Origin of the sequence: Priestia sp. LL-8, from assembly GCF_036227845.1 — a bacterium.
GTDB classification, from domain to species: Bacteria; Bacillota; Bacilli; order Bacillales; family Bacillaceae_H; genus Priestia; species Priestia zanthoxyli.
Genome location: NZ_JAZAQH010000001.1, coordinates 529,340 through 550,180 on the forward strand (window position 1 = coordinate 529,340; position 20,841 = coordinate 550,180).

22 protein-coding genes, 1 tRNA gene and 1 pseudogene are annotated in these 20,841 nt (G+C 38.4%); 12 read left to right on the forward strand and 12 right to left on the reverse strand.

The genetic code is table 11. The annotated features are described in order from the left end of the window. The first annotated feature begins 4 nt into the window (after positions 1-4). From U9R83_RS02815 to thiD, 3 genes are read left to right on the forward strand one after another with little or no spacing between them, the layout of a single operon-like run. On the forward strand, positions 5-772 hold the full coding sequence (locus U9R83_RS02815; RefSeq protein ID WP_014461697.1) for a thiazole synthase: 768 nt from the start codon (positions 5-7) through the stop codon (positions 770-772). Beyond that, the gene (locus tag U9R83_RS02820) at positions 769-1,788 is read left to right on the forward strand and encodes a thiazole biosynthesis adenylyltransferase ThiF (RefSeq protein WP_014461696.1); all 1,020 of its coding nucleotides are present in this window, start codon (positions 769-771) and stop codon (positions 1,786-1,788) included. The genes U9R83_RS02815 and U9R83_RS02820 overlap by 4 nt, the downstream gene beginning before the upstream one ends. Positions 1,789-1,810: 22 nt before the next feature. Further along, positions 1,811-2,620 (forward strand): bifunctional hydroxymethylpyrimidine kinase/phosphomethylpyrimidine kinase, encoded by an 810-nt coding sequence (gene thiD / locus U9R83_RS02825; protein ID WP_042992349.1) that lies wholly within the window; start codon positions 1,811-1,813, stop codon positions 2,618-2,620. 30 nt (positions 2,621-2,650) lie between these two features. Here thiD and gpmA read toward each other — a convergent pair whose 3' ends face one another. Next, positions 2,651-3,376: a 2,3-diphosphoglycerate-dependent phosphoglycerate mutase gene (gpmA, locus tag U9R83_RS02830; RefSeq protein ID WP_014461694.1), complete on the reverse strand. Its 726-nt coding sequence runs from the start codon at positions 3,374-3,376 to the stop codon at positions 2,651-2,653. 180 nt (positions 3,377-3,556) lie between these two features. Between gpmA and U9R83_RS02835 the strand changes: the two genes are divergently transcribed. Next, a complete protein-coding gene (locus tag U9R83_RS02835; protein ID WP_014461693.1) occupies positions 3,557-3,754 on the forward strand; it encodes a hypothetical protein in 198 nt (65 codons plus the stop codon). A gap of 38 nt (positions 3,755-3,792) precedes the next feature. On the opposite strand, the gene U9R83_RS02840 is transcribed toward U9R83_RS02835, so the two are convergent. Beyond that, positions 3,793-4,413, reverse strand: a complete 621-nt coding sequence (locus U9R83_RS02840; RefSeq protein ID WP_014461692.1) for an NAD(P)-dependent oxidoreductase — start codon at positions 4,411-4,413, stop codon at positions 3,793-3,795. A gap of 184 nt (positions 4,414-4,597) precedes the next feature. Between U9R83_RS02840 and U9R83_RS02845 the strand changes: the two genes are divergently transcribed. Beyond that, positions 4,598-5,863, forward strand: coding sequence for a hemolysin family protein (locus U9R83_RS02845; RefSeq protein ID WP_014461691.1), 1,266 nt, complete (start codon positions 4,598-4,600; stop codon positions 5,861-5,863). A gap of 65 nt (positions 5,864-5,928) precedes the next feature. On the opposite strand, the gene U9R83_RS02850 is transcribed toward U9R83_RS02845, so the two are convergent. Both U9R83_RS02850 and U9R83_RS02855 read right to left on the reverse strand, forming a co-directional pair. Next, positions 5,929-6,147, reverse strand: coding sequence for an alpha/beta-type small acid-soluble spore protein (locus tag U9R83_RS02850; protein WP_013055290.1), 219 nt, complete (start codon positions 6,145-6,147; stop codon positions 5,929-5,931). 37 nt (positions 6,148-6,184) lie between these two features. Continuing rightward, positions 6,185-6,260 (reverse strand) — tRNA-OTHER (locus U9R83_RS02855). 258 nt (positions 6,261-6,518) lie between these two features. Between U9R83_RS02855 and U9R83_RS02860 the strand changes: the two genes are divergently transcribed. Continuing rightward, positions 6,519-6,683: a hypothetical protein gene (locus U9R83_RS02860; RefSeq protein ID WP_223260234.1), complete on the forward strand. Its 165-nt coding sequence runs from the start codon at positions 6,519-6,521 to the stop codon at positions 6,681-6,683. Between the two features lie 24 nt (positions 6,684-6,707). Here U9R83_RS02860 and U9R83_RS02865 read toward each other — a convergent pair whose 3' ends face one another. From U9R83_RS02865 to U9R83_RS02895, 7 genes are all read right to left on the reverse strand, one after another. Further along, on the reverse strand, positions 6,708-7,817 hold the full coding sequence (locus tag U9R83_RS02865; RefSeq protein ID WP_013055292.1) for an ABC transporter ATP-binding protein: 1,110 nt from the start codon (positions 7,815-7,817) through the stop codon (positions 6,708-6,710). 139 nt (positions 7,818-7,956) lie between these two features. Continuing rightward, positions 7,957-8,859: a PucR family transcriptional regulator gene (locus U9R83_RS02870; RefSeq protein WP_209368223.1), complete on the reverse strand. Its 903-nt coding sequence runs from the start codon at positions 8,857-8,859 to the stop codon at positions 7,957-7,959. Between the two features lie 29 nt (positions 8,860-8,888). Continuing rightward, positions 8,889-9,098, reverse strand: coding sequence for a YheE family protein (locus U9R83_RS02875; protein ID WP_013055294.1), 210 nt, complete (start codon positions 9,096-9,098; stop codon positions 8,889-8,891). Positions 9,099-9,164: 66 nt separating this feature from the next. Beyond that, positions 9,165-10,325, reverse strand: a complete 1,161-nt coding sequence (locus U9R83_RS02880; protein ID WP_042992347.1) for a YheC/YheD family endospore coat-associated protein — start codon at positions 10,323-10,325, stop codon at positions 9,165-9,167. Further along, positions 10,322-11,671: a YheC/YheD family endospore coat-associated protein gene (locus U9R83_RS02885; protein WP_042992346.1), complete on the reverse strand. Its 1,350-nt coding sequence runs from the start codon at positions 11,669-11,671 to the stop codon at positions 10,322-10,324. Before U9R83_RS02885 ends, U9R83_RS02880 begins: the two co-directional genes overlap by 4 nt. Positions 11,672-11,675: 4 nt before the next feature. Then, entirely contained in the window at positions 11,676-12,755 is a 1,080-nt protein-coding gene (locus U9R83_RS02890; RefSeq protein WP_014461688.1) for a YheC/YheD family endospore coat-associated protein, read from the reverse strand. Further along, positions 12,752-14,098, reverse strand: a complete 1,347-nt coding sequence (locus tag U9R83_RS02895; RefSeq protein WP_014461687.1) for a YheC/YheD family endospore coat-associated protein — start codon at positions 14,096-14,098, stop codon at positions 12,752-12,754. The genes U9R83_RS02890 and U9R83_RS02895 overlap by 4 nt, the downstream gene beginning before the upstream one ends. Before the next feature lie 187 nt (positions 14,099-14,285). Between U9R83_RS02895 and U9R83_RS02900 the strand changes: the two genes are divergently transcribed. The 6 genes and pseudogenes from U9R83_RS02900 to U9R83_RS02925 all read left to right on the forward strand — a co-directional run bounded on the left by U9R83_RS02900 (position 14,286) and on the right by U9R83_RS02925 (position 20,527). Continuing rightward, on the forward strand, positions 14,286-14,636 hold the full coding sequence (locus tag U9R83_RS02900) for a YlbF family regulator (RefSeq protein WP_014461686.1): 351 nt from the start codon (positions 14,286-14,288) through the stop codon (positions 14,634-14,636). A 172-nt stretch (positions 14,637-14,808) separates the two neighbouring features. Continuing rightward, positions 14,809-15,687 (forward strand): Cof-type HAD-IIB family hydrolase, encoded by an 879-nt coding sequence (locus tag U9R83_RS02905; RefSeq protein WP_013055300.1) that lies wholly within the window; start codon positions 14,809-14,811, stop codon positions 15,685-15,687. Between the two features lie 413 nt (positions 15,688-16,100). Then, complete coding sequence (locus U9R83_RS02910) at positions 16,101-17,600, forward strand: coproporphyrinogen III oxidase (RefSeq protein WP_042992344.1); 1,500 nt, start codon at positions 16,101-16,103, stop codon at positions 17,598-17,600. A 115-nt stretch (positions 17,601-17,715) separates the two neighbouring features. After that, positions 17,716-19,333: pseudogene (locus U9R83_RS02915) on the forward strand (long-chain fatty acid--CoA ligase). A 5-nt stretch (positions 19,334-19,338) separates the two neighbouring features. Continuing rightward, positions 19,339-20,142: an enoyl-CoA hydratase gene (locus U9R83_RS02920; RefSeq protein ID WP_328575063.1), complete on the forward strand. Its 804-nt coding sequence runs from the start codon at positions 19,339-19,341 to the stop codon at positions 20,140-20,142. Positions 20,143-20,254: 112 nt separating this feature from the next. Further along, positions 20,255-20,527, forward strand: a complete 273-nt coding sequence (locus U9R83_RS02925) for an HU family DNA-binding protein (protein WP_013055305.1) — start codon at positions 20,255-20,257, stop codon at positions 20,525-20,527. Between the two features lie 40 nt (positions 20,528-20,567). On the opposite strand, the gene U9R83_RS02930 is transcribed toward U9R83_RS02925, so the two are convergent. Next, positions 20,568-20,753, reverse strand: a complete 186-nt coding sequence (locus tag U9R83_RS02930) for a YhzD family protein (protein ID WP_014461682.1) — start codon at positions 20,751-20,753, stop codon at positions 20,568-20,570. Positions 20,754-20,841: the final 88 nt, after the last annotated feature.

Sequence of the window (20,841 nt, forward strand, 5' to 3'; positions counted from 1 at the left end):
GAGTATGTTAAAAATTGGACAATATACATTTAATTCACGTTTATTATTAGGAACAGGGAAATTTCCGGACTTTACGACTCAGCGTCAAGCGGTAGAAGAGTCGGAAACAGAAATTTTAACATTTGCTGTTAGACGAATGGATATTTTTGATCAAAATCAGCCTAATTTACTAGAAGCGCTTGATGTGAAGCGTTTCACTCTGTTACCTAACACGGCTGGAGCAAAAACTGCAGAAGAAGCGGTACGTATTGCTAAATTAGCTAAAGCTTCTGGACTTTGTGACATGGTGAAAGTAGAAGTAATTGGATGTGATAAAACGCTGCTTCCTGATCCAGTTGAAACATTAAAAGCTAGTGAAGAGCTGTTAAAGGAGGGCTTTACCGTTTTACCTTACACATCAGATGATGTTTTACTTGCGCGTCGTTTAGAGGAGTTAGGCGTACATGCCATTATGCCAGGAGCTTCGCCTATCGGTTCAGGTCAAGGTATTATTAATCCGTTGAACATGCGTTTTATCATTGAACAATCAACTGTTCCAGTAATTGTAGATGCAGGTATTGGAACGGCTTCAGATGCGGCTCAAGCTATGGAGCTAGGAGCAGATGGTGTGTTATTAAATACAGCTGTTTCAGGAGCAAAAGATCCTGTGAAAATGGCTCGTGCTATGAAGCTAGCGATTGAAGCAGGAAGAGCAGCATTTGAAGCAGGACGTATTGAAAAGAAACAATATGCAACGGCAAGCAGTCCAACAGAAGGGATGAGTATCGGTTGATTAATCGTTATTCCCGCCAAGAACTGTTTCAACCTATTGGAAAAGGCGGACAGCAGCAAATTCAAGAAAAGCATGTTCTGATTGTAGGAGCAGGTGCTCTTGGAACAGGGAACGCCGAGGCCCTTGCGCGAGCGGGGGTAAAGAAAATAACGCTCATTGACCGGGACTATGTAGAGTGGAGCAACCTTCAGCGGCAGCAATTGTATAGTGAAAAAGATGCTGATAAAAGAATCCCAAAAGCAATTGCCGCTAAAAAACGGCTTCACGATATTAATCATGATGTAAAAGTAGAAGCGCACGTAGCAGACGGTACCCCTCAAGTTTTAGAACAGCTTGTTGAGGGGATAGATGTTATGATTGATGCGACCGATAATTTTGACACACGCCTTGTAATGAATGATTTATCACAAAAATATGATATTCCTTGGATTTATGGAGCATGTGTAGGAAGTTATGGAATTAGTTATACTATCATACCAAGTGAAACACCGTGTTTATCCTGTTTGCTTGAGTCTGTACCGCTTGGAGGGTTAACATGTGATACAGTGGGGATTATTAGTCCTGCTGTACAAATGGTAGTCGCTCATCAAGTAACAGAAGTGTTAAAAATATTAGTCGGAGACTGGAATGCGCTCAGAAGGGAACTTGTTTCGTTTGACGTATGGAAAAATGAGTATACGAGCATCAATGTGAACGTGTTTCGCAAATCTGCTTGCCGCTCATGCGGCAGTGAACAAACGTATCCCTTTTTACAATATGAAAATCAAACGAAAACAGCTGTGCTATGCGGAAGAAACACGGTACAAATCCGTCCGGGCAAATCAGCTAAGCAGCCGCTGCAGTCTTTAGGTGAACGATTAAAAGAAAAAGGATATAAAATTGAACAAAATCCGTATCTGCTTTCTTTTTATGTAGATGATTACCGTTTAGTGATGTTTCAAGATGGACGAGTCTTTGTCCATGGAACAAACGATATAGTAGAAGCAAAGTCACTTTATCATCGGTATATTGGGTAAGAAAGAGATGGAGGTTTCAAGCATGACAGTACCAAAAGCATTAACCATTGCTGGATCAGACAGCGGTGGAGGAGCAGGAATTCAAGCAGATTTAAAAACATTTCAAGAGCGTGACGTTTTTGGCATGTCTGTTATTACAGCTGTGACTGCACAAAATACAGTTGGCGTTCAAGGAGTTTATCCTTTAGAAGTAGAAGCAGTTGAAACGCAGTTAGATTCAATTGCCACTGACTTATTTCCCAATGCAGTGAAGACAGGTATGTTGTTCAGTGCTGATATTATTTACGCAGTGGCTCGTAAAATCAAACAGTACGGACTGCAAAATATTGTAGTTGATCCCGTTATGATTGCAAAAGGTGGTCAATCTCTTCTTCAAAGAGAAGCTGTACAGGCTCTAAAAGAATTGTTGCCTCTTTGTGAAGTCATTACGCCGAACATACCGGAGGCGGAAGTCATCACGGGTAAAGAAATTCACACGATTGAAGACAGAAAAGAAGCGGCAAAACAGATGCATGAGCTGGGTGTAAAGCACGTGGTAATTAAAGGCGGACATGATCAATCTCATCAAGATATGATTGATATAGTGTATGATGGTCATACGTACGTTGAAATCACGCATGAAAAGATGAATACAAAGCATACACACGGAACGGGATGCACGTTTGCTGGTTGCGTCACGGCTGAACTAGCAAAAGGCAAAAGCGTGGTTGAAGCAGTTCAAACCGCCTCGGATTTTGTTCACTATGCGATTAAGCATACGCTTGAAATTGGTTCCGGACACGGTCCTACTAATCACTGGGCGTATAGAAAATACTTTCGTTCAAACACATAAAAAAACGTGCCTACAATCTAGGCACGTTTTTTATGAAGAAGGAATATGTGTAGGAATCTCTCCGTCGATGCCTAAGTAATAATGTCTAATGGGCTTTAAATTATCATCAAGCTCATACACAAGCGGCACACTTGTGGGAATATTCAAGTTCGCAATGCCATCAGGTGAAATGTTATCCAAATACTGCATCAGAGCTCTAATCGTATTACCGTGAGCGGAAATAATAACTCTTTTGCCAGCTTTAATAGAAGGAGCAATAGTTTCGTTCCAATATTCTAGAACCCGCTTTTCTGTATCAGCTAAGTTTTCCGTTACAGGAAATTGTCCCTTAGCTAATTCCTTATACTTAGGGTTGGAAGCTTCATAGCGAATATCTGTTGTCTTTAAAGCAGGAGGGCGTTCGTTCATCGACCTTCTCCACAAATGTACTTGCTCTTCGCCAAATTTTTTTGCGGTTTCTTCTTTGTTCAAACCTTGAAGAGCTCCGTAGTGTCGTTCATTCAACCTCCAAGATTTGTATACAGGAATCCACATGAAGTCCATTTGATGTAAGATAATCCATAGAGTGCGAATGGATCGTTTTAAAACAGAAGTATAGGCAATATCAAAAGTATATTCGTTTTTCTTTAGCACTTTTCCAGCTTCTCGCGCTTCTTGCAATCCATTTTTAGAAAGATCTACATCCGTCCAGCCTGTAAATTTATTTTCAAGATTCCACACGCTTTGTCCGTGCCGAATCAACACAAGTTTTATCATCGTGTTCTCCTTTCAACAGTGACTAAGGACTCTATTCTTTTTTATTATGAGAAGGAAAGAGTTTTTTATCCTAAAGCCGGGGAAAGGAGTTTTTATCATTTAGAAAAAGTGATGCTGAAAAGTAAAGCTTTAACTTTTTTACGCATATGATAAAAATAAAAAGGGAGGGGAAGATAGTCGATGAGTGACCAAGAACGTCAGATTCAAGCGTTGCACGGCCAGATTGAAGATTTAAAAGAAGAAATGTATCAGATGAAGCTTGATATTAGCGCATTAGAGAAAGAAAAAGGAAAGCCTGTTTTGACACCGGCTCTCGTTGGTCAAATAGGAGGTTTTGTTCTAGGTGGATTAGCTATAATCGGTATTTTCTGGATGTAGAACTTCTCGTTTTGAAAACGAAAAGTTCTTCTGATTTTTCAATAAGCAATTCCAACGCGGCATTTGGAGAAGTTTTGAGCCCATATCTCATGGTAGGTAAAGTGAGCGGTATCTCCCGTTGAAATTTTAACCGCATCAGCTGGTAAAATATCTTTTTCCACTCGATAAGTGCCTGTTACTTCACCGTCAGGCAAGTATGTTGGGCATATAACAGTCCAGTTTAGATCACTTTCCTTCAAGTGTAAGTATCCTTTTAAATGATCTTCTGCTGCTCTGGTCGTTTTACGCTTTGATTCATTTGATTGAAAACGATACTTTTCTGGTTCTGTTCGTGACTGTAAGATGCCTGCAGTTCCAATAGTAAGAATACGATGAACGCCGTAATGCTTCATGCTGTTTATAATTAGCGGTATACTTTTTGAAATCGTCTCTGCACCATCTGTATTTAACGCGCTGACTACAATATCTTGGTGCTTGAGGGCAAAGTTGATATTTTCTTGATGAAGTACATCGCCTTGTAAGATATGTAGGTTTGGATGACTGATTTTTAGCTTATTGCGGTCTCTGACAAGTACAGTAACGTCGTTTTCATCTTTGAGCATCATTTTTAATAAAGACTGTCCAACTCGCCCTGTAGAGCCTAATAGTAAAATTTTCATTGGCTACACCCCTCTATAAAAGATAGTATCTATTCTTTAGGATATACAATCTGTATACTTATTCATAATAAAAAGCATGCGTAGCATAAAGTAATACAAAGTTGATGAATGAAATATTCAACAACAAAAAAATTTGATATGACAAAAAGACAGAAAAATCAAAAAACAGGAGTGTGAATGTCTTTTGGGAGACTTGCCTCTGAATCAAATGATGATATTAGTCGTTTTGCTTATGTTATCAGCGTTCTTTTCATCTGCTGAGACAGCCTTTTCAAGCGTAAATAAAATTCGTTTAAAACATTACGCTGAGAAAAAACATCGGGGAAGTAAAAAAGCGCTGCATATTGCTGAACACTTTGAACAGACGCTATCGACAATTTTAGTAGGAAATGTTGTCGTAAACATTGCTGCTTCCTCTTTGGCAGCTAAAATTGCCCTCGATGTGTTTAAAGGAAACCTAGCACTCGTGATTAGTATCATCGTTATGACCATCATCATTTTGATTTTTGGTGAAGTCTTGCCAAAATCGTTAGCTAAAGAGCATGCTGAATCTTTTGCGCTGATGATTTCTTCCTTGTTATTTATTATTATTAAATTGTTAACCCCGATTTCCTTCTTATTTTTACAGGTGAAAAAAGGAACTGCTCACTTGTTAGCGTCTGCCCCTACACCAACGATTACAGAAGATGAAATTAAAGTGATGGTAGATTTAAGCGAAGAAGAAGGAACGATTAATAATATTGAAAAAGAGCTAGTTCATCGTTCACTCAATTTTAATGACATTGTGGTGGGGCAAATTTTAAAACCTAGAATAGATGTCACAGCAGTTGACGTAAATGCCGATATTGATTCGGTTTGTCAAATGTTTCTTGAAGAGAGATATTCGAGAGTCCCTGTATACGAAGATCATATCGATAATATTATTGGCATTTTATCAGAAAGAGAATTTTTAACCTGTTTAGTCCAAAGAAAAGAGATTTTTATTCGTGATTTGTTGAGACAACCTATTTTTGTAGTAGAATCCATGAAAATATCTGTTCTATTGCCAGAGCTCCAAAAAAGTAAGGTTCACATGGCAATTGTAGTTGATGAGTTTGGGGGAACGGCCGGTCTTGTGACCTTAGAGGATATATTAGAAGAAATTGTAGGAGAAATTTGGGATGAACATGATGAAGCTGTTAAGTATGTACACCAGATAGGGGAAAAGGAGTACGAATTTAACGCCGACATCCCTATTGATGAATTTTTAACCTATATAGCGGTTAGTTCTCCTGACAGTACGTGCCATACCTTAGGGGGATGGATATATGAGCAGTTTGATCATATTCCTGCTAAAGGAGACTTTTTCTCATATGAAGAGATATTGTTTACCATTAAGGAAGTAGAAAATCGACGTATTCGCAAAGTTTCCGTAAAATCATTTGCGAATAAGAATGAGGAAGCTGATTAAAAGAAATTAGAAAGCGCTCCAAGAGATCTTGGAGCGCTAAAGCCATAATATGAAATTAGTTAATATTAGTACTTGCCGCCTAAGTTTTGCTCAGCTAATTGTACTAAACGTTTTGTGATTTCGCCACCAACAGATCCGTTCGCACGAGCTGTTGCATCTGGTCCTAAGTTTACACCAAACTCACTAGCGATTTCGAACTTCATTTGATCGATAGCAGCTTGAGCACCAGGCGCTACTAACTTGTTTGATGAATTTCTGTTTGATGCGTTTTGATAATTTGCCATGTGTATTCATCTCCTCGTTAGATAAAATAGATTGTAATGGTTGAGTTAGCTGGAGTTGAACCAGCCGAGCAGATACATCGATTAGACCTGCTTGCCTACCGCGGCGTAACTCAATGTTTGCGAGCTGTTGTGCTCGGTTGTTACTAGTATTATGGCGAAAGGTAAAAAAACATATACATAGAAAATTATTGGTAATTTATAGAAATTTTTATATGGAGTTTGATAAAGAGTAAGAGAGTTTTATTCCGTGCATATTATAGGTACATATTGATCAGGTAAAGCGAGGTGCGCGGATGTCGATTTGTTCCTTATGTAATGGGTTTAGTGATGTACAAATGACGTGCAAAACATGTGGAGGAGTGCTGGGGGATATGGGAAAAGTCAGCGATTATTTTGATGATTACAGTGCTTACATGGAAATCGATCAGTTAAAAGTAGAAAATGGGTATCCTAGTGATTTAGCAAATCACCAATGTATTCATCTCTTTTACTGCTCTACTTGTCACAGTGAAGAATTGCAGCAAATACAGGAATAAAAAAAGACCCCTAGAGGTCTTTTTTTATTCGTGCTCAGCACGGATGCGCTGTTCTGATTCTGCATCAAAGAAATGAGCTTTGTTCATATCTAATGCTAAGTCTAGAGATTGAAGCGGTTTAATATCTGTTCTGGAATCCACGCGCGCTACAAAATCTTGTCCGCCAAGTTTAGAATAAAGCATGGTTTCAGCTCCCATTAACTCGGATACATCGACTTTGATTGTAACTTTTGTGCCAGGTGAAGATTCAATAAATACAGGCTCATCATGAAAATCTTCAGGACGGATGCCTAAAATAATTTGTTTGTTTAAATATCCTTGCTCGCGAAGTATTTTCATTTTACCTTCCGGAACTGCAAGAAGCGAATCGCCTACTTGAACCTTTCCGTCTTTTAACGTTCCGGTTAAAAAGTTCATAGCAGGAGAACCAATAAACCCGCCTACAAATACATTTTCAGGTTTTTCGTATACTTCTTTTGGTGTACCAACCTGTTGGATAATCCCATCTTTCATAACAACTAGACGAGAAGCCATTGTCATTGCTTCGGTTTGGTCATGTGTTACGTAAATTGTCGTTGTACCCAAACGCTGGTGAAGCTTCGCAATTTCAGAACGCATTTGCACACGTAATTTCGCGTCTAAGTTTGATAAAGGCTCGTCCATTAAGAAGACCTTAGCATCACGAACAATTGCACGACCTAGGGCTACACGCTGACGCTGTCCGCCGGATAATGCTTTTGGCTTGCGCTCTAAGTATTGCTCAAGTCCTAAAATACGAGCGGCATCTTTTACGCGGCGGTCGATTTCATCTTTTGGTAATTTACGAAGTTTTAAACCAAAAGCCATGTTGTCATATACGCTCATATGCGGATACAATGCGTAGTTTTGGAATACCATTGCAATGTCGCGATCTTTTGGAGCCACGTCATTTACACGCTTGCTGTCAATATAAAAATCACCTTTGGAAATTTCCTCTAGCCCTGCAACCATACGAAGCGTTGTTGATTTCCCACAGCCTGAAGGCCCAACAAATACAATAAATTCTTTATCTTGAATGTGAAGGTTAAAATCTTTTACTGCCGTCACATCTTTATCATACATTTTATAAATATGTTCTAAACGTAATTCAGCCATTTCCATTTCCCCTTTGTATGTACTCTGTGAAACCGTTTTCTTAACTCTAGTGTAATTTTTTTTAATGAAACAGTAAATGGCAAACATGCACAAAAAAGAGAAAGAGTTTTCGTGCACTATTTACGAAAACCCTTTCATTTTATTCTCCATCTTGAGAATTTTTTAAAGCAAGAATGGCTAAGTAAGCAGACACAGCTCCTGTGAAGTGTTTGATATCAAGGTGTGTGCGATCAATAAATTTCTCAATTCTATACTGCAAGCTGTTGCGATGCATGTACAATTTCTTAGCAGCAAGAGATACGTTTAAATTACATTCTAAATAAACTTTAATCGTTTCTAACAGATCTCCATCATCTTTTACTAAGTCAAGTAAATGTATCATATGATTTTGGATTGCCTCTGAAGACTCTTGTAGAACCAAATGGGGTAAAACGTCAGTAAAATGGATAACATGGTTTTGTTCCACTGTATGCTTGATTTGATAAAACCATTTCTTTTCACGCTCAAGAATTAATCGCGGTGAAGACGGAAACAAGTGAATTTGTCCTTCAAAGAACTGAATCGAAGTTTCAAAATCATGACATAGCACCTCGATAGAATCTGATAAATTTTCAGTTAAGTCATTAGGATCATTAAAGGTTTCGATAACGATACCTGATTGTTTATCAATCCACAACACAGTAATGGAGGTAGAATACAAGGCGTGAAGCGCATTTTCAAACTCTATTTTTTGTTCAAACAAACGTTTAATTAAAAACTGGGTGAAGCGAAAAGAATGGTGCGTATGATGAGAGTGAATGACTTTTTCAGGTGCTTCAAATAACAGGTTTGACCAATACAATTGCTCTGGCGTTAGGAAAGAAACTTTCTCATCATAAGGAGTTAAAAAAGCAGAAAGTAACGCCTGCTCTTTTTGAGATAAAGCCGTGTGTTCAATTCCAATGAAGCCTTCATCACATGAAAACCATTTGTAACGTTCAAATTGAGAAGGGATTTTAGCCTTAATCATTTTATCCCCAAATAGTGTGTGCAGCTGTTTCATCTGTGCTCGTTCCCTTCGGTGAAAGCTTACTATTCATAAACGTGAAAAAGCATAAGCTCATGAATATAATCAATTAATTGTGTTTCATCTATTTGATTAGAAAGCGCAGTTTTCCATACAATTTGTCCATCTTTTAAATAATCAGCCTCATAATAAACCCGATTCATATAAAACGAGATGTGCCAGCCTGGCATTCGATTATTTTGATACAGTGGTTTAACCTGAAAGTGTGAAACCATAAAGAAAATCTCCTTTCTCAATTAGTTATTATAAGCTTACCATGAGAAAAGGAGATGAAAAATCATTTAATCTAAAAATTTTGTTAATTTGTAAAATATGTTGCATATGTGTTTAGCACCTTGGGTTTGAATATCTGTTTCATCAAAAATCATCGGCTTTGCATTCACTTCAAACAAATAATACTGCCCTTGAGCTGATTTTGCCATATCAAGAGAAAATTCTTCAACTAGAGGGAAGGACTTTTGAAGGACTTGCCCGCACCTATTTACAAAAGACGAAAGAAAGGAAGTATCTACTTCATCTTCAAGATCTTGAAAAGGTGAAATGCTTCCGCCGTTTAAAGTATGTGTTGTAATGGATTGATAGGGACTATGTCGAATACCGACGCCGCTAATAACATATCGGCTATCTTTGTGATGCGCTAAAATACGTAAGTCATAGCGCCTGTCTTTGAATGGTTGCGTCTCAATCGCTTCTTGAATGAGATAAGCAGACCTGGGAAGGTCAATTGCTTTTAAAGAAGAAAATTCTTCTTTGCGTTTATGATCTTGGTAAATAATCGTATGCTTATGGGAAGATAATCGAAAAATTCCAGCGCCTTTACTGCTGTTAATAGGCTTAAAGTAAAGGGAAGAGTGTTTTTGCAGAAGCTTAGCAATATCAATTTCTGGTGTTAAACGATAGGTTTTAGGAAGGTGAGAAGATAGTAGTGGATCCTTTGAAAATAATTGATATACTTTCCATTTTGAAAAAAAAGCGGAATTAAAAAGTGGGATGTGCTTGCCTTTAATTTTTTGATGTAAAGATGTCAGCTTCTTGGTTTCTGATTTTCTTCCTGGATAACGATTATATATAACGTTTGGCAGCGGCAAAGTTGTTTTGATCCACTGCTTTTTTGCACCGTCAAAGCAATACCCTTCAAAGAAGTGATGAGACATTGTTTCTTCAGCGAATAAAGCAAGAAGCCCGCCTTTTTCTTGCAGGGTATGATGTAAGAGTTCTAATAAAGGGCGCTGTTTTACATTCAGTTTTTCCAAAACATCTTTGTTCGTTAAAACTCCCACAATAGGGCCGACTTTTTCTCCTTTTAAACCAAGAAAAGCTTGAGTAGAAGAAATGTTTTGAGTAAAGGGAAGTTCAATTTCTTGAACTCCCCATGTGTAAGAGGCTGAAGGGTTATGATGAAACCACTGCTGCTTTTCTTTGTGATAGTAAATTGTAATCATATGCTGATGCCTTCAGGTGTATTTAGATAGTATCCAGATAAGTAAATCGCATATTCTAGAGAAAGTTTTCTAGTTTGTTGATCTGCTTTTCGTAAGGCAGGGTGTGAAAAAATAGAGCGACCGGGCTTAGAGTTAGCTTCAAACAGCCATACATTTCCTTGATAATCCACTCCAAAATCGAATCCAAGCTCTCCAATTAATCCGTTCAACTCCTGTTCAAGCACATGACTAATTGAGATGGCGGCATCTTTTAGCTTATTTTCAATTTCTTTTTTGTAAGAAGGGTTGGTGAATATTTTGGCTGTAGCTTCAATTTCTCCGCCGTAATCAAGATGCGTAGTGATGCTGTTGGGACCGGCTACTTTAGCAGCTAAAGCAGTAAGCACCCATTGGTTATTGCCGTCTTTATTCGTATGCACGCGAAAGTCTATACAGCGCTTTTCTTTTTTGATTAATGAAATACCCTGCTGAGCAATGTAGGAAGGATTAGTAAGTAAATATTCAAATTCTGATAATAGATCCTCTAAGGTTTCTTTTTCTTGAACATGAAGACCTTTTTCTCCTTTGTAAGTCAGCGTGTACATGGAATCCTTAAAAGATAGGGTATAAATGCCGCGGCCTAAGCTTCCGTTTTTCGGTTTTAAATAAACGGTTTGGTGAAGAAACAGAAGTTTTTTTATTTGCTCACACGAAGGACTTTCAACTGTGTAAGGTAACAAATAGGCTGTCTGCTCGTTCAGTTTTAAAAGCTCATGAATTTCCCACTTGTTGAAAAAATCAGGATTAAAAAATGGAATGCCGTAATCAGTCATCATCTTTTCTTTAATGAACTTAAAAGGCGCTAACCCCTCTGTTTTTCGATTTGGCAAACGATTATATACAACGTTAGGAAGCGGGATTTCATGCTGTGTCCAGCCGCTTTCTTCATAAAAATAGCCGTTTATGGTCCCGGTTTCCCAGTTGATATGATGAGTTCCAAAAATAAAAGGCAGTCCCCCTGTTATACTTGCAGTAGAAAGAAGTTTAGCTAAGTGAAGGGAACGCTTTCCAATTGGCCGTAGCAGAGAACCAGTAAAACCAGCGGATAACACACCGATTAAAGGTCCTAAGTGAATGGTCTCATTCACAATAATAGGTTGCATCATATGGGCGAAAGGAATTTGAAGTTTTGTCATTAGCTCAGCTGAAATCTGAATTTCTTCACGTTCTGAAGATTGTATAAGGCATGGAGCTGTCATTGTTCCAAAAGCTGCTTGTTTCAAGGAGTCTTTGTAAAGAGATGCAGGAACAGAAAGATCGCAGCCTAGCTGCTCTACTACAACAAGGCGAGTAAGAGTTTTTTTCATAGCATTACTCCTTACGATACGATAGTGTGTTAGCTAAATAGACGCAGTAAGACAGGACATTTTTATACATGACTTCTTTTTGTTCAGGTGCTGTCTCCATTACTATTTTTCTTCCCGGTTTCGAATTTAAATCTAGAATCCAGATGCTGAAGTCTCTCGAGATACATAAATCAATACCTAATTCAAAAAGAGAAGGAAAGTGATTTTCCAGCACGGACGGAATCGTTTTACAAATGGTGTTGATTTCATCCATTACATATTGACGATGAACGCGAGGGATGCGAGGTAGCAAGTTCTCAAAAGGTACAATAGATGCTCCTGAACTTACATTTGTTACGATGGAGTCCCGTTCACCTTGTCTAATTCCTCTTCCAATTTCTTTCCAAGCACCATCGTTTCCTTTTTGTAATAGCAGTCTTATATCGAAAGGAGTGCGTTCATAAGGGAAAAATGAAATATGAGGCTGAGCAATATACAGTACATCACGGGTCGTTTTCGTAAACCAGTTCTTAAACTCCTGAAAAGAGGAAAATAAAATGGTGTTTACAATGTCATTTTGTTGATAAGAAGCTTCAATTTCACGTCCGCGCTGTCTTAATTTCACAATCCCTTTACCTTGTGAGCCGTTGGCAGGTTTAATCATTAGGCTATCGTTGGTTCGAAGCAGCTGAACAAGCTGCTCTACACTTTCGATTGGAGTGGTAGGAGGAATATATGAAGATAAATAGCTATCTTTTTTAATTACTTCATAGACATCTAGCTTATTGGGTAATCCATGGCCTAAAAATGTAACATCTTCCCGCTGTTTAAGCCAGTTTACAATAGGGCGAGCCTTTTTAGACAGCGAATCTTTTCGATAAAAGCAGCGATCGTAAATAAATGAAGGAAGTAAGAAGGAATCTTCTATCCATTTCTTTTGTTGTAAATCGTAGCGGAAGCCTTCAATACTTTCGGTGTTAGGATGAATGTTAAAAGGAGTAAAACGGTATATTTCAATGGAAAACTCAGAAGCATGTTTAGCAATTTCGGTCACGTACTCTACTTCTTGCTGTGGGTGAATCGTTAAAAAGCCTAATGAAATCATCGTAAATCCTCCTTGGCAAATTGAAAATTCGTTGCGTGCAGACAATAATCAAGCAGTGCTTTTGTTGATGGACGGACAGAGAAAGAGCTTGAATCTGATTGTTTGGAAGGTTTGACATTTACTTCAATAATCCAAGGCTTTCCTTCTTGATCAATCGCTAAATCAATACCGAATTCTGCATAAAGTTCAGACGGATGAGAAAGCTGCGTGCAAATTTCAATCGCAATCTCTTTTAAAAGTGAAAGGATATGGCGCGTAGTTTTTGAATCATAGAGCTGAGTTAACACTTGTTGAGGAGGATGAATATCTCCTCCACGGGCAAGATTTGAGACGAAATTGCCGGGTTTTGATACACGTGTGACAATGGACGTGATTTTCCACGTCAAGTCGTCTTTTTTATGACAGAGAATGCGGAAATCAAAAGGGCACTGTTTGTATGTCTGCAGTGAAATTCCTTCTTGGATGAGGAATCCTTGCCTTTTTAATTGACTATAAAGCGTTTCAAATAAGTCATAAAGAGATTCATATTCTTTTTCATACGTCTGCGTAAACGTTGTATAGTCTAAAATATACTTCTCTTTCTTTGAAATTTTAAAAATATTTTTTCCTTGGCTGCCATGAACAGGCTTCAAAAAAACATCGTCATGAAGTTCCAAAGCGTCAAGAAGATCTTGACGTGAACGAAGTTGATACGTTTTTGGCAAATATGGAAGCAAGTGTACAACATCTTTAAGCTGTTGAAAAACCGTCCATTTATTTAAGTAGCGTGCGTTAAAGAAAGGAACGTCATGTTCTTTTAAAAATGTTTTAAAGGTTTGAAAATCAGCGGTTTGCTCCGTTTTCCTGGCATGAATCCGGTTGTGTACGATTCCCGGAAAGGGAACGTCTGAATAAACCCATCGATCAGCGCGATAAACATATCCTTTAGGGGATAATGACTTCACGTCGCTTAATTTGCTCACATAGCAAAAACACCCTAGCTCCTTGCAAGCTTGAACAAATTCCTTACAAAATACAGAAATAGAGCCGAAGAGTTCTTCATCTTCTCGAACTTCTGTTACGATGCTAATTACGGGCCCCAACCTAAACGTGTTTTCTTCATAAATGCCTCTCAGCTGATGCGTTTCATACGGAAAGCGAAAGTCTGTAAATAGAGCTTCTGACATCATGAAACAGCATTCTCGATGCTGAAACACGGTGGCTTCGACTTCTTTCGTGATGGAGCCTACTGTTAACGTAAACTCGTGCTTGCACTTCACACGGGAGAACAGAGCAGAACTAATGTAAATGTCGTTGCTCATATGGTTCTCTAGTGGTTTTAGAGAAATGGTAAAAGTATTCATAAACGAATCCTCTTTTTCTTTCCTTTAGTAGGCGAATGCTGATATATACTATGAGGAATTAGCCCAATCTGTGAAGAGAATTTATCGTTTTCTGAGAAAATAAAGGTCTTAAGCTGAATTTTATATAATAATTTGTTATAGTTAGGGAAGTCAAGAAATTATAGAACTTAATTAGGAGGAACTTAACGTGTCTGTAAACTTACATGATGTAGCAAATGATTTAGAAAAAGCAATTCGTCAAAGCGACGATTACACAAACTTAAAAAACTTATATGCAGCAGTAAACGCTGATGCAGGTTCAAAACAATTATTTGAGCGCTTCCGTACAATGCAAATGGAGCTGCAACAAAAGCAAATGATGGGCCAAGAAATCACTGAAGAAGAAGTTCAGCAAGCTCAGCAAACAGTTGCAATCGTTCAACAAGATCAAAATATCGCGAAGCTAATGGAAGCTGAGCAACGTATGAGCATGGTAATTGGTGAATTAAACAAAATTATCATGAAGCCACTTGAAGAACTTTACGGTGCGGCTGAATAAGAGATAGAGGAAAAGAGAAATCTTTTCCTCTTTTTTTATGCGGAAATTTCTTCTAATTGTGCAGTTCTACTCATAAGCTTAGTAACAAGGCTACACATGCCGACTAACATGAAAAGGTCATTTATAACCGTATCCTAACGGATTAGACATCTATGAAAGAAGGGGTTCTCATATGGCTTATCGATTGCTAGCGTTGAATATTGATGGAACCATTTTAAATAGCCAAGGGCGCGTTACAAAAGAAACGAAAGACGCAATTCAATTCGTGAAAAATAAAGGGGTTTACGTTACGTTAGTAACAAACAGGCATTTTCCGTCTGCTAAAAAAATTGCTCGGTCACTTAAAGTTCATCCAGCAATGCTAATTACTCATAGTGGTGCCTTTATCGGAACATCGATAGACAAACCGATACTAGATAAGAGAATTAGCGAGGAAAAAACATTTAATCTCATTCAGCTTTTTGAAAATTTTAATTGTCATGTCCGCATTTTACACGAAAGGTTTTCAATTGGAAATCGTGTAAAGCTTCCTAATAATATTGTAGCTAAAAGCGTGTTAAAAACGGGAGAACCGCTCTTTTATCCTGTGCAGTTCGTAGATTCCTTAGGAGATACGCTTCGTGATGAACCTGTTTCTACGCCAAAAATAGAAGTGTATTTTGCAGATCGTAGAGAAAAAGAATACGCCGAGCAAACAATTGCTAGTGCAGTTCCGGATATTGAATGGTTTTCGTATCCAAATGAAAATAGATGTTATATTACGCCAAAAGGAGCCACAAAAGCTGCCGGCGTTCGTTATGTAGCAAATCGTCTAGGGATACCAATGGAAGACGTAGTAGCAATTGGAAATTGCTATGATGATTTAGAAACGATTGAACATGCGGGAATGGGTGTGGCCATGGGCAATTCACCAACAGAATTAAAAATGCTGGCGGATTGGGTTACTCGTTCTAATAATGAAAATGGTGTAGCCTACATGGTAAAAGAATTATTTAGAAAGCAGCAGCGCCTTGGTTATCTTCATCAAATTGACAGCTTTCGTTTAAAATAAATTAAGGAAAAAAGAGGTTAGGCAAAAGTAGTTTAGGTGAATGAAGATCCGAACGAAGAATCAAACTCGTTCGGATTTTTTTATTGGTAGGGTGAACGTCGGTTCCACGTATGTAGCTGCTTCTAGCTGTTGATCGGAGGGCAAGGTGAAGCCTCCTGCGGGAAAAGCGGAAGAGATGAGACCACGCAGAAGCGAAGCCCTGCATGAAAATCAACAGCGGTATAACAAGCGATTTATATGAGCTGATTTATCCTATTTGCACGTCTTTAGATTGAATTAATGTAGTTATGGCTCAATCTCTTTTTCCGTTTGTTTGCTGTCCGCGCATTCCCTTGAGCTGAGCACCTTGACCGGACATACGTAGGTTTTGTAAACTGATTACTTAGATACAATTGATTTGAAAGGTGATTATATTGAACATTTATATAAAAGGTATAGAAGATGAGCGTTTTTTACGTCCGCTTCACCGAATTTCAGATTTGTTTTTTGAAGAAAGCAACGTCTCCTTTGAGGATGATAACGAAGCTCAACTGAAGGTCGAAGTAGAGCTAAAAGTTCATGAAGAAATTTATGCGAAAGCAGTGCTGCATGACGCTGAAACAGAGAAGGTGTTTACAGAAGAGCTTTCTAAATCGTTTACGCCTTATGAAACAGAAAAAGAAAAATTTAAGCAAATAAAAAATGTGGTACTTCGCGTTTACTTATCTGTATTACAGGAGTATACAAACATTGTTCAAAAATGGGGTATTTTAACTGGTATCCGTCCGACGAAGCTGCTTCATATGAAACTGCAGTCGGGCAAAAGTAAAGAACAAGCGCATCGTGAGTTAAAGGAAGAATATTTAATTACCGATGACAAGATTAATTTAATGCAGCATATTGTGGATCGTCAATTAGCAGCTATTCCCGATTTACATGAGTTAAAGAACGAGGTAAGTATTTATATAGGCATTCCGTTTTGTCCGACGAAGTGTGCATACTGTACATTCCCAGCCTATGCGATTAACGGACGTCAAGGATCCGTTACGTCATTTTTAGGCGGCTTGCATTATGAGATGCGCGAAGTGGGAAAATGGTTAAAAGAAAATAACGTCAAGATTACAACTGTATATTATGGCGGAGGCACGCCAACTAGCATTACCGCTGAAGAAATGGACATGCTGTATGAAGAGATGTATGAATCGTTTCCTGATGTACAAAATATCCGTGAAATTACGGTAGAAGCAGGAAGACCCGATACGATTACGGAAGAAAAGCTAGCTGTTTTGAACAAATGGAACATTGATCGTATTAGTGTAAATCCGCAGTCTTATATTCAAGAAACTTTAAAAGCTATCGGACGTCATCATACAGTTGAAGAAACCATTAATAAATTTCATCTTTCTCGAAAAATGGGAATGAATAACATTAACATGGACTTAATTATTGGGCTTCCAAATGAAGGTGTAGAAGAATTTCAGCATACGCTAGACGAATCTAAAAAATTGCTTCCTGAATCTTTAACTGTTCATACGCTATCGTTTAAACGCGCATCTGAAATGACTCAAAATAAACGAAAATACAAAGTGGCAGATCGCTATGAAATTGGTAAAATGATGGATTTGGCGACTGAGTGGACTCAAGAACAAGGGTATGAGCCTTATTATTTATATCGCCAAAAAAATATTTTAGGTAATTTAGAGAACGTTGGTTACTCATTCCCTGGTCAAGAGAGCCTGTATAATATTATGATCATGGAAGAAAAGCAGACGATTATTGGCCTTGGATGCGGGGCATCTAGTAAATTCGTGCATCCAGAAACAGGTATCATTACAAGGTTTGCGAATCCAAAAGATCCAAAATCGTACAACGATGGATTCGAGCACTACACAAATGAAAAACTCAAGATTTTAGATGAATTGTTTAGTAAATAAAAAGGTCACTTTTTAGTGATCTTTTTTTATTTTCAGCAGGGAAATGTCGGAATCTGTTGAATATATAAAAAAGTTGTAAGCGTTTTCTTATTATGACGATGCGAGGTGCCGCTTAATGATGAATGTACAGTTAACCGTACCATCTATGATGGAAAGAGCTGAAAAGCTGTTTAGTAAAAAAGAAGTGGTTTCTAAATCTTCAAAAGGAATTCAGCGTTTAACCTATACTCAGTTAATAAAACGGACTCGGCAGCTCTCTAGTATGTTAGAAGGAATTGGAGTGAAGCGAGGAGAAAGAGTCGGAACGTTTGCATGGAATCATCATAGGCATCTAGAAGCTTATTTTGCCGTGCCGGGAATAGGCGCTGTTCTTCACACAATTAATATTCGGTTAGATTCTGAGCAAATTGTATACATCATTAACCATGCACGCGATAAAGTCATTTTACTTGATGAGTGCTTTTTACCTTTATTTGAAAGTATTCATCAAAAGCTTCCACATGTTGAAGCCTATATCGTTATGTCAGATGAAGATGAGCTGCCAGAAACGGAATTACCAGTGTATCATTACGAAAATTGGATTAAGCAAGGGCACTCATCGCATTCCTTTGTTCAAGATTTAAGCGAAGAAGAACCAGCAGGTCTTTGCTATACATCTGCTACTACAGGAGAGCCAAAGGGCGTTGTATATTCTCATCGCGCTATTTATTTGCACTGTATGGCGCTAGGGCTTGCTGATAGTGCTGGTTTATCAGAAGCTGATACCGCTATCTATGCCTATCGTTCCAATGTTTCACGTGAACGCATGGGGAATTCCTTTTGCGGCGGTTTGGTTTGGAACAAAGATCGTGCTGCCGGGTGCTTTTTGTACTTCAGAGACGATTGCTTCTCTGATTGAACAAGAGAAAGTAACTCTTGCTGCAGCTGTGCCTACAGTTTGGTTGAATTTTTTACAAGAGTTAGAAAAAAAACCTTACTCAGTTGATAGTTTGCGAGCTATTTTATGTGGCGGATCAGCGGCCCCAAAAAGCGTCATTCGAGAATTTCAGGAAAAATATCAAATTGAATTTATGCATGCGTACGGAATGACGGAAACAAGCCCTGTGGTGACCGTCTCCCGCTTAAAAAGCTATCAGTACTGCGAAGACTTTGAGTATCAGCTCAGCGTAAAAGCGAAGCAAGGTTTCTTAGTTCCTGGGGTTGAAATGAAAGTAATAGGTCAAAATGGAGAAGTTGCTTGGGATGGAGTGGAAATGGGTGAGCTATTACTAAAGGGCCCATGGATAGCTTCTGAATATTATAAGGATAAAAGAACAGAAGATACGTTTAAAGACGGCTGGCTGTATACCGGAGATATTGTGACGGTTGACGAAGAGGGAACGATCAAAATCGTAGACCGAACAAAAGATTTGATTAAAAGCGGAGGAGAATGGATTTCATCGGTTGATCTAGAAAACGCGCTTATTGCCCATGAAGCTGTTTTTGAAGCCTGCGTCATAGCAGTCCCTCATAAGGTGTGGCAAGAGCGTCCAGTGGCTTGTGTCGTGTTAAAAGATGCATACAAAGGTATCGTTTCGTCAGAAGAGCTGCTCAAATTTTTAGCGCCGCAGTTCGCGAAATGGTGGCTTCCAGATGACATTTTATTTATGGATGAAATCCCGAAGACAACGGTAGGAAAGTTCTTAAAACGTACGCTTCGTGAACAAGTCGTCAATCATTATCAGAAAGGGTGAGTAATATGACCGTCGAATTAAAAGTAGTAAAACTAGTTTTGCAAGAGCGTGTCGCCACAATTTCGTTTAACAGGCCGGATGCGTTAAATGCATTAAACGAAAAAGTGCTAGAGCAGTTTATTCAATGTTTAAAAGTTGTCGAAGAAAGCGAAGCAGATTTTTTAATAGTAAAAGGAAACGGAAAAGTATTTTCAGCAGGTGGAGATATTAATATGATGATGTCACCTTCACAATCAGAACGTTTTGAGCAGGTGATGGACTTGATTAATGAAGCCGTGCTGACTTTATACAGCCTCCCTCAAATGACGATAAGTGTACTGCACGGTGCGGCAGCAGGGCTAGGGCTCAGCATTGCGCTTGCTTCTGATTATATTATTGCAGAAAGACACACAAAAATTGCGATGAACTTCATCGGTATTGCTCTAATTCCAGACGGAGGCGGTCACTTTTTGCTAGAAAAGCGCATCGGTGCTCATCGTGCAAAACAGCTGATTTGGGAAGGAAAGACATTAAAAGCAGAGGAAGCTCATCAATTTGGCATAATTGATGAAATAAAAGAAGGAGATTTGGCGAAGCATGTAGAAGATTATCTCTCATATTGGCTAAAAAAACCTTCACGTGCTTTGAAGGAAACAAAGCGAATTTATGTGGAGACATCCGTTTCACAATTAAAGCAAGTGCTCGCGCTTGAGAAAAGAAGTCAGTTTGCTATGAGCCAAAGTTCGGATCATAAGGAAGGTGTACGTGCGTTTCTGGAAAAGCGAGCGCCTGTTTTTAATCAAAGTGAAAAAGATCTTTCCGAAAATTAAGTGAACTAGTTTAAAAGCCAATATTTTTGTCTATCATATTGATAGAGCATGTTTAAAAGTTGCAAAACAGTGGTAACACAAGATAATGTAGAAACTAATGAGGTGATTGGAAATGAACAAAACAGATTTAGTAAACGCAGTGGCAACAAAATCAGAGTTAACAAAAGCAGATGCATCTAAAGCAGTTGACGCATTACTAGAAACAATTTCATCAACGCTAGGTGAAGGTGAGAAAATTCAGTTAATCGGCTTCGGTACATTTGAAGTACGCGAGCGTGCTGCTCGTACAGGCCGTAACCCTCAAACGGGTGAAGAAATGCAAATTCCAGCATCAAAAGTACCGGCATTTAAAGCTGGTAAAGAACTAAAAGAAGCTGTAAAGTAATATAAAACGCCGGAAAGCTAAACCTTTCCGGCGTTTTGTATTAACGATGAAACAATACAAGTTTTCCGCTGGGATTAACGCACCGATGCGTTTTTTCTAAATAGGAAAGCTCTTCTAACTTTTTTGTGCCGATAGTCTTTGCTTCTGTATCAGAAGCTGCTTCGAAACTTTCATCTATTAATTTTTCTCCAGTCTTTTCAAAAGCGGTTAATGTGTAAGTACTCATAAAATCTACTCTCCTCTTATAGTATAATTGTAAGCGTATTCAACATATTTCTCGTCTTATTCCCCTAAATCCTGCTAAGGTTTACAGA

What these genes read in the sequence shown, in the direction of transcription:
- U9R83_RS02930 (WP_014461682.1), bottom strand. Translation starts at nt 20,753, where the DNA reads ATGAGTACTTACACATTAACCGCTTTTGAAAAGACTGGAGAAAAATTA.
- U9R83_RS02925 (WP_013055305.1), top strand. Translation starts at nt 20,255, where the DNA reads ATGAACAAAACAGATTTAGTAAACGCAGTGGCAACAAAATCAGAGTTA.
- thiD (WP_042992349.1), top strand. Translation starts at nt 1,811, where the DNA reads ATGACAGTACCAAAAGCATTAACCATTGCTGGATCAGACAGCGGTGGA.
- U9R83_RS02885 (WP_042992346.1), bottom strand. Translation starts at nt 11,671, where the DNA reads ATGAAAAAAACTCTTACTCGCCTTGTTGTAGTAGAGCAGCTAGGCTGC.
- U9R83_RS02835 (WP_014461693.1), top strand. Translation starts at nt 3,557, where the DNA reads ATGAGTGACCAAGAACGTCAGATTCAAGCGTTGCACGGCCAGATTGAA.
- U9R83_RS02890 (WP_014461688.1), bottom strand. Translation starts at nt 12,755, where the DNA reads ATGATTTCATTAGGCTTTTTAACGATTCACCCACAGCAAGAAGTAGAG.
- U9R83_RS02920 (WP_328575063.1), top strand. Translation starts at nt 19,339, where the DNA reads ATGACCGTCGAATTAAAAGTAGTAAAACTAGTTTTGCAAGAGCGTGTC.
- U9R83_RS02875 (WP_013055294.1), bottom strand. Translation starts at nt 9,098, where the DNA reads ATGGTTTCACACTTTCAGGTTAAACCACTGTATCAAAATAATCGAATG.
- U9R83_RS02870 (WP_209368223.1), bottom strand. Translation starts at nt 8,859, where the DNA reads ATGAAACAGCTGCACACACTATTTGGGGATAAAATGATTAAGGCTAAA.
- U9R83_RS02850 (WP_013055290.1), bottom strand. Translation starts at nt 6,147, where the DNA reads ATGGCAAATTATCAAAACGCATCAAACAGAAATTCATCAAACAAGTTA.
- U9R83_RS02840 (WP_014461692.1), bottom strand. Translation starts at nt 4,413, where the DNA reads ATGAAAATTTTACTATTAGGCTCTACAGGGCGAGTTGGACAGTCTTTA.
- U9R83_RS02860 (WP_223260234.1), top strand. Translation starts at nt 6,519, where the DNA reads ATGGGAAAAGTCAGCGATTATTTTGATGATTACAGTGCTTACATGGAA.
- U9R83_RS02895 (WP_014461687.1), bottom strand. Translation starts at nt 14,098, where the DNA reads ATGAATACTTTTACCATTTCTCTAAAACCACTAGAGAACCATATGAGC.
- gpmA (WP_014461694.1), bottom strand. Translation starts at nt 3,376, where the DNA reads ATGATAAAACTTGTGTTGATTCGGCACGGACAAAGCGTGTGGAATCTT.
- U9R83_RS02880 (WP_042992347.1), bottom strand. Translation starts at nt 10,325, where the DNA reads ATGATTACAATTTACTATCACAAAGAAAAGCAGCAGTGGTTTCATCAT.
- U9R83_RS02865 (WP_013055292.1), bottom strand. Translation starts at nt 7,817, where the DNA reads ATGGCTGAATTACGTTTAGAACATATTTATAAAATGTATGATAAAGAT.
- U9R83_RS02815 (WP_014461697.1), top strand. Translation starts at nt 5, where the DNA reads ATGTTAAAAATTGGACAATATACATTTAATTCACGTTTATTATTAGGA.
- U9R83_RS02905 (WP_013055300.1), top strand. Translation starts at nt 14,809, where the DNA reads ATGGCTTATCGATTGCTAGCGTTGAATATTGATGGAACCATTTTAAAT.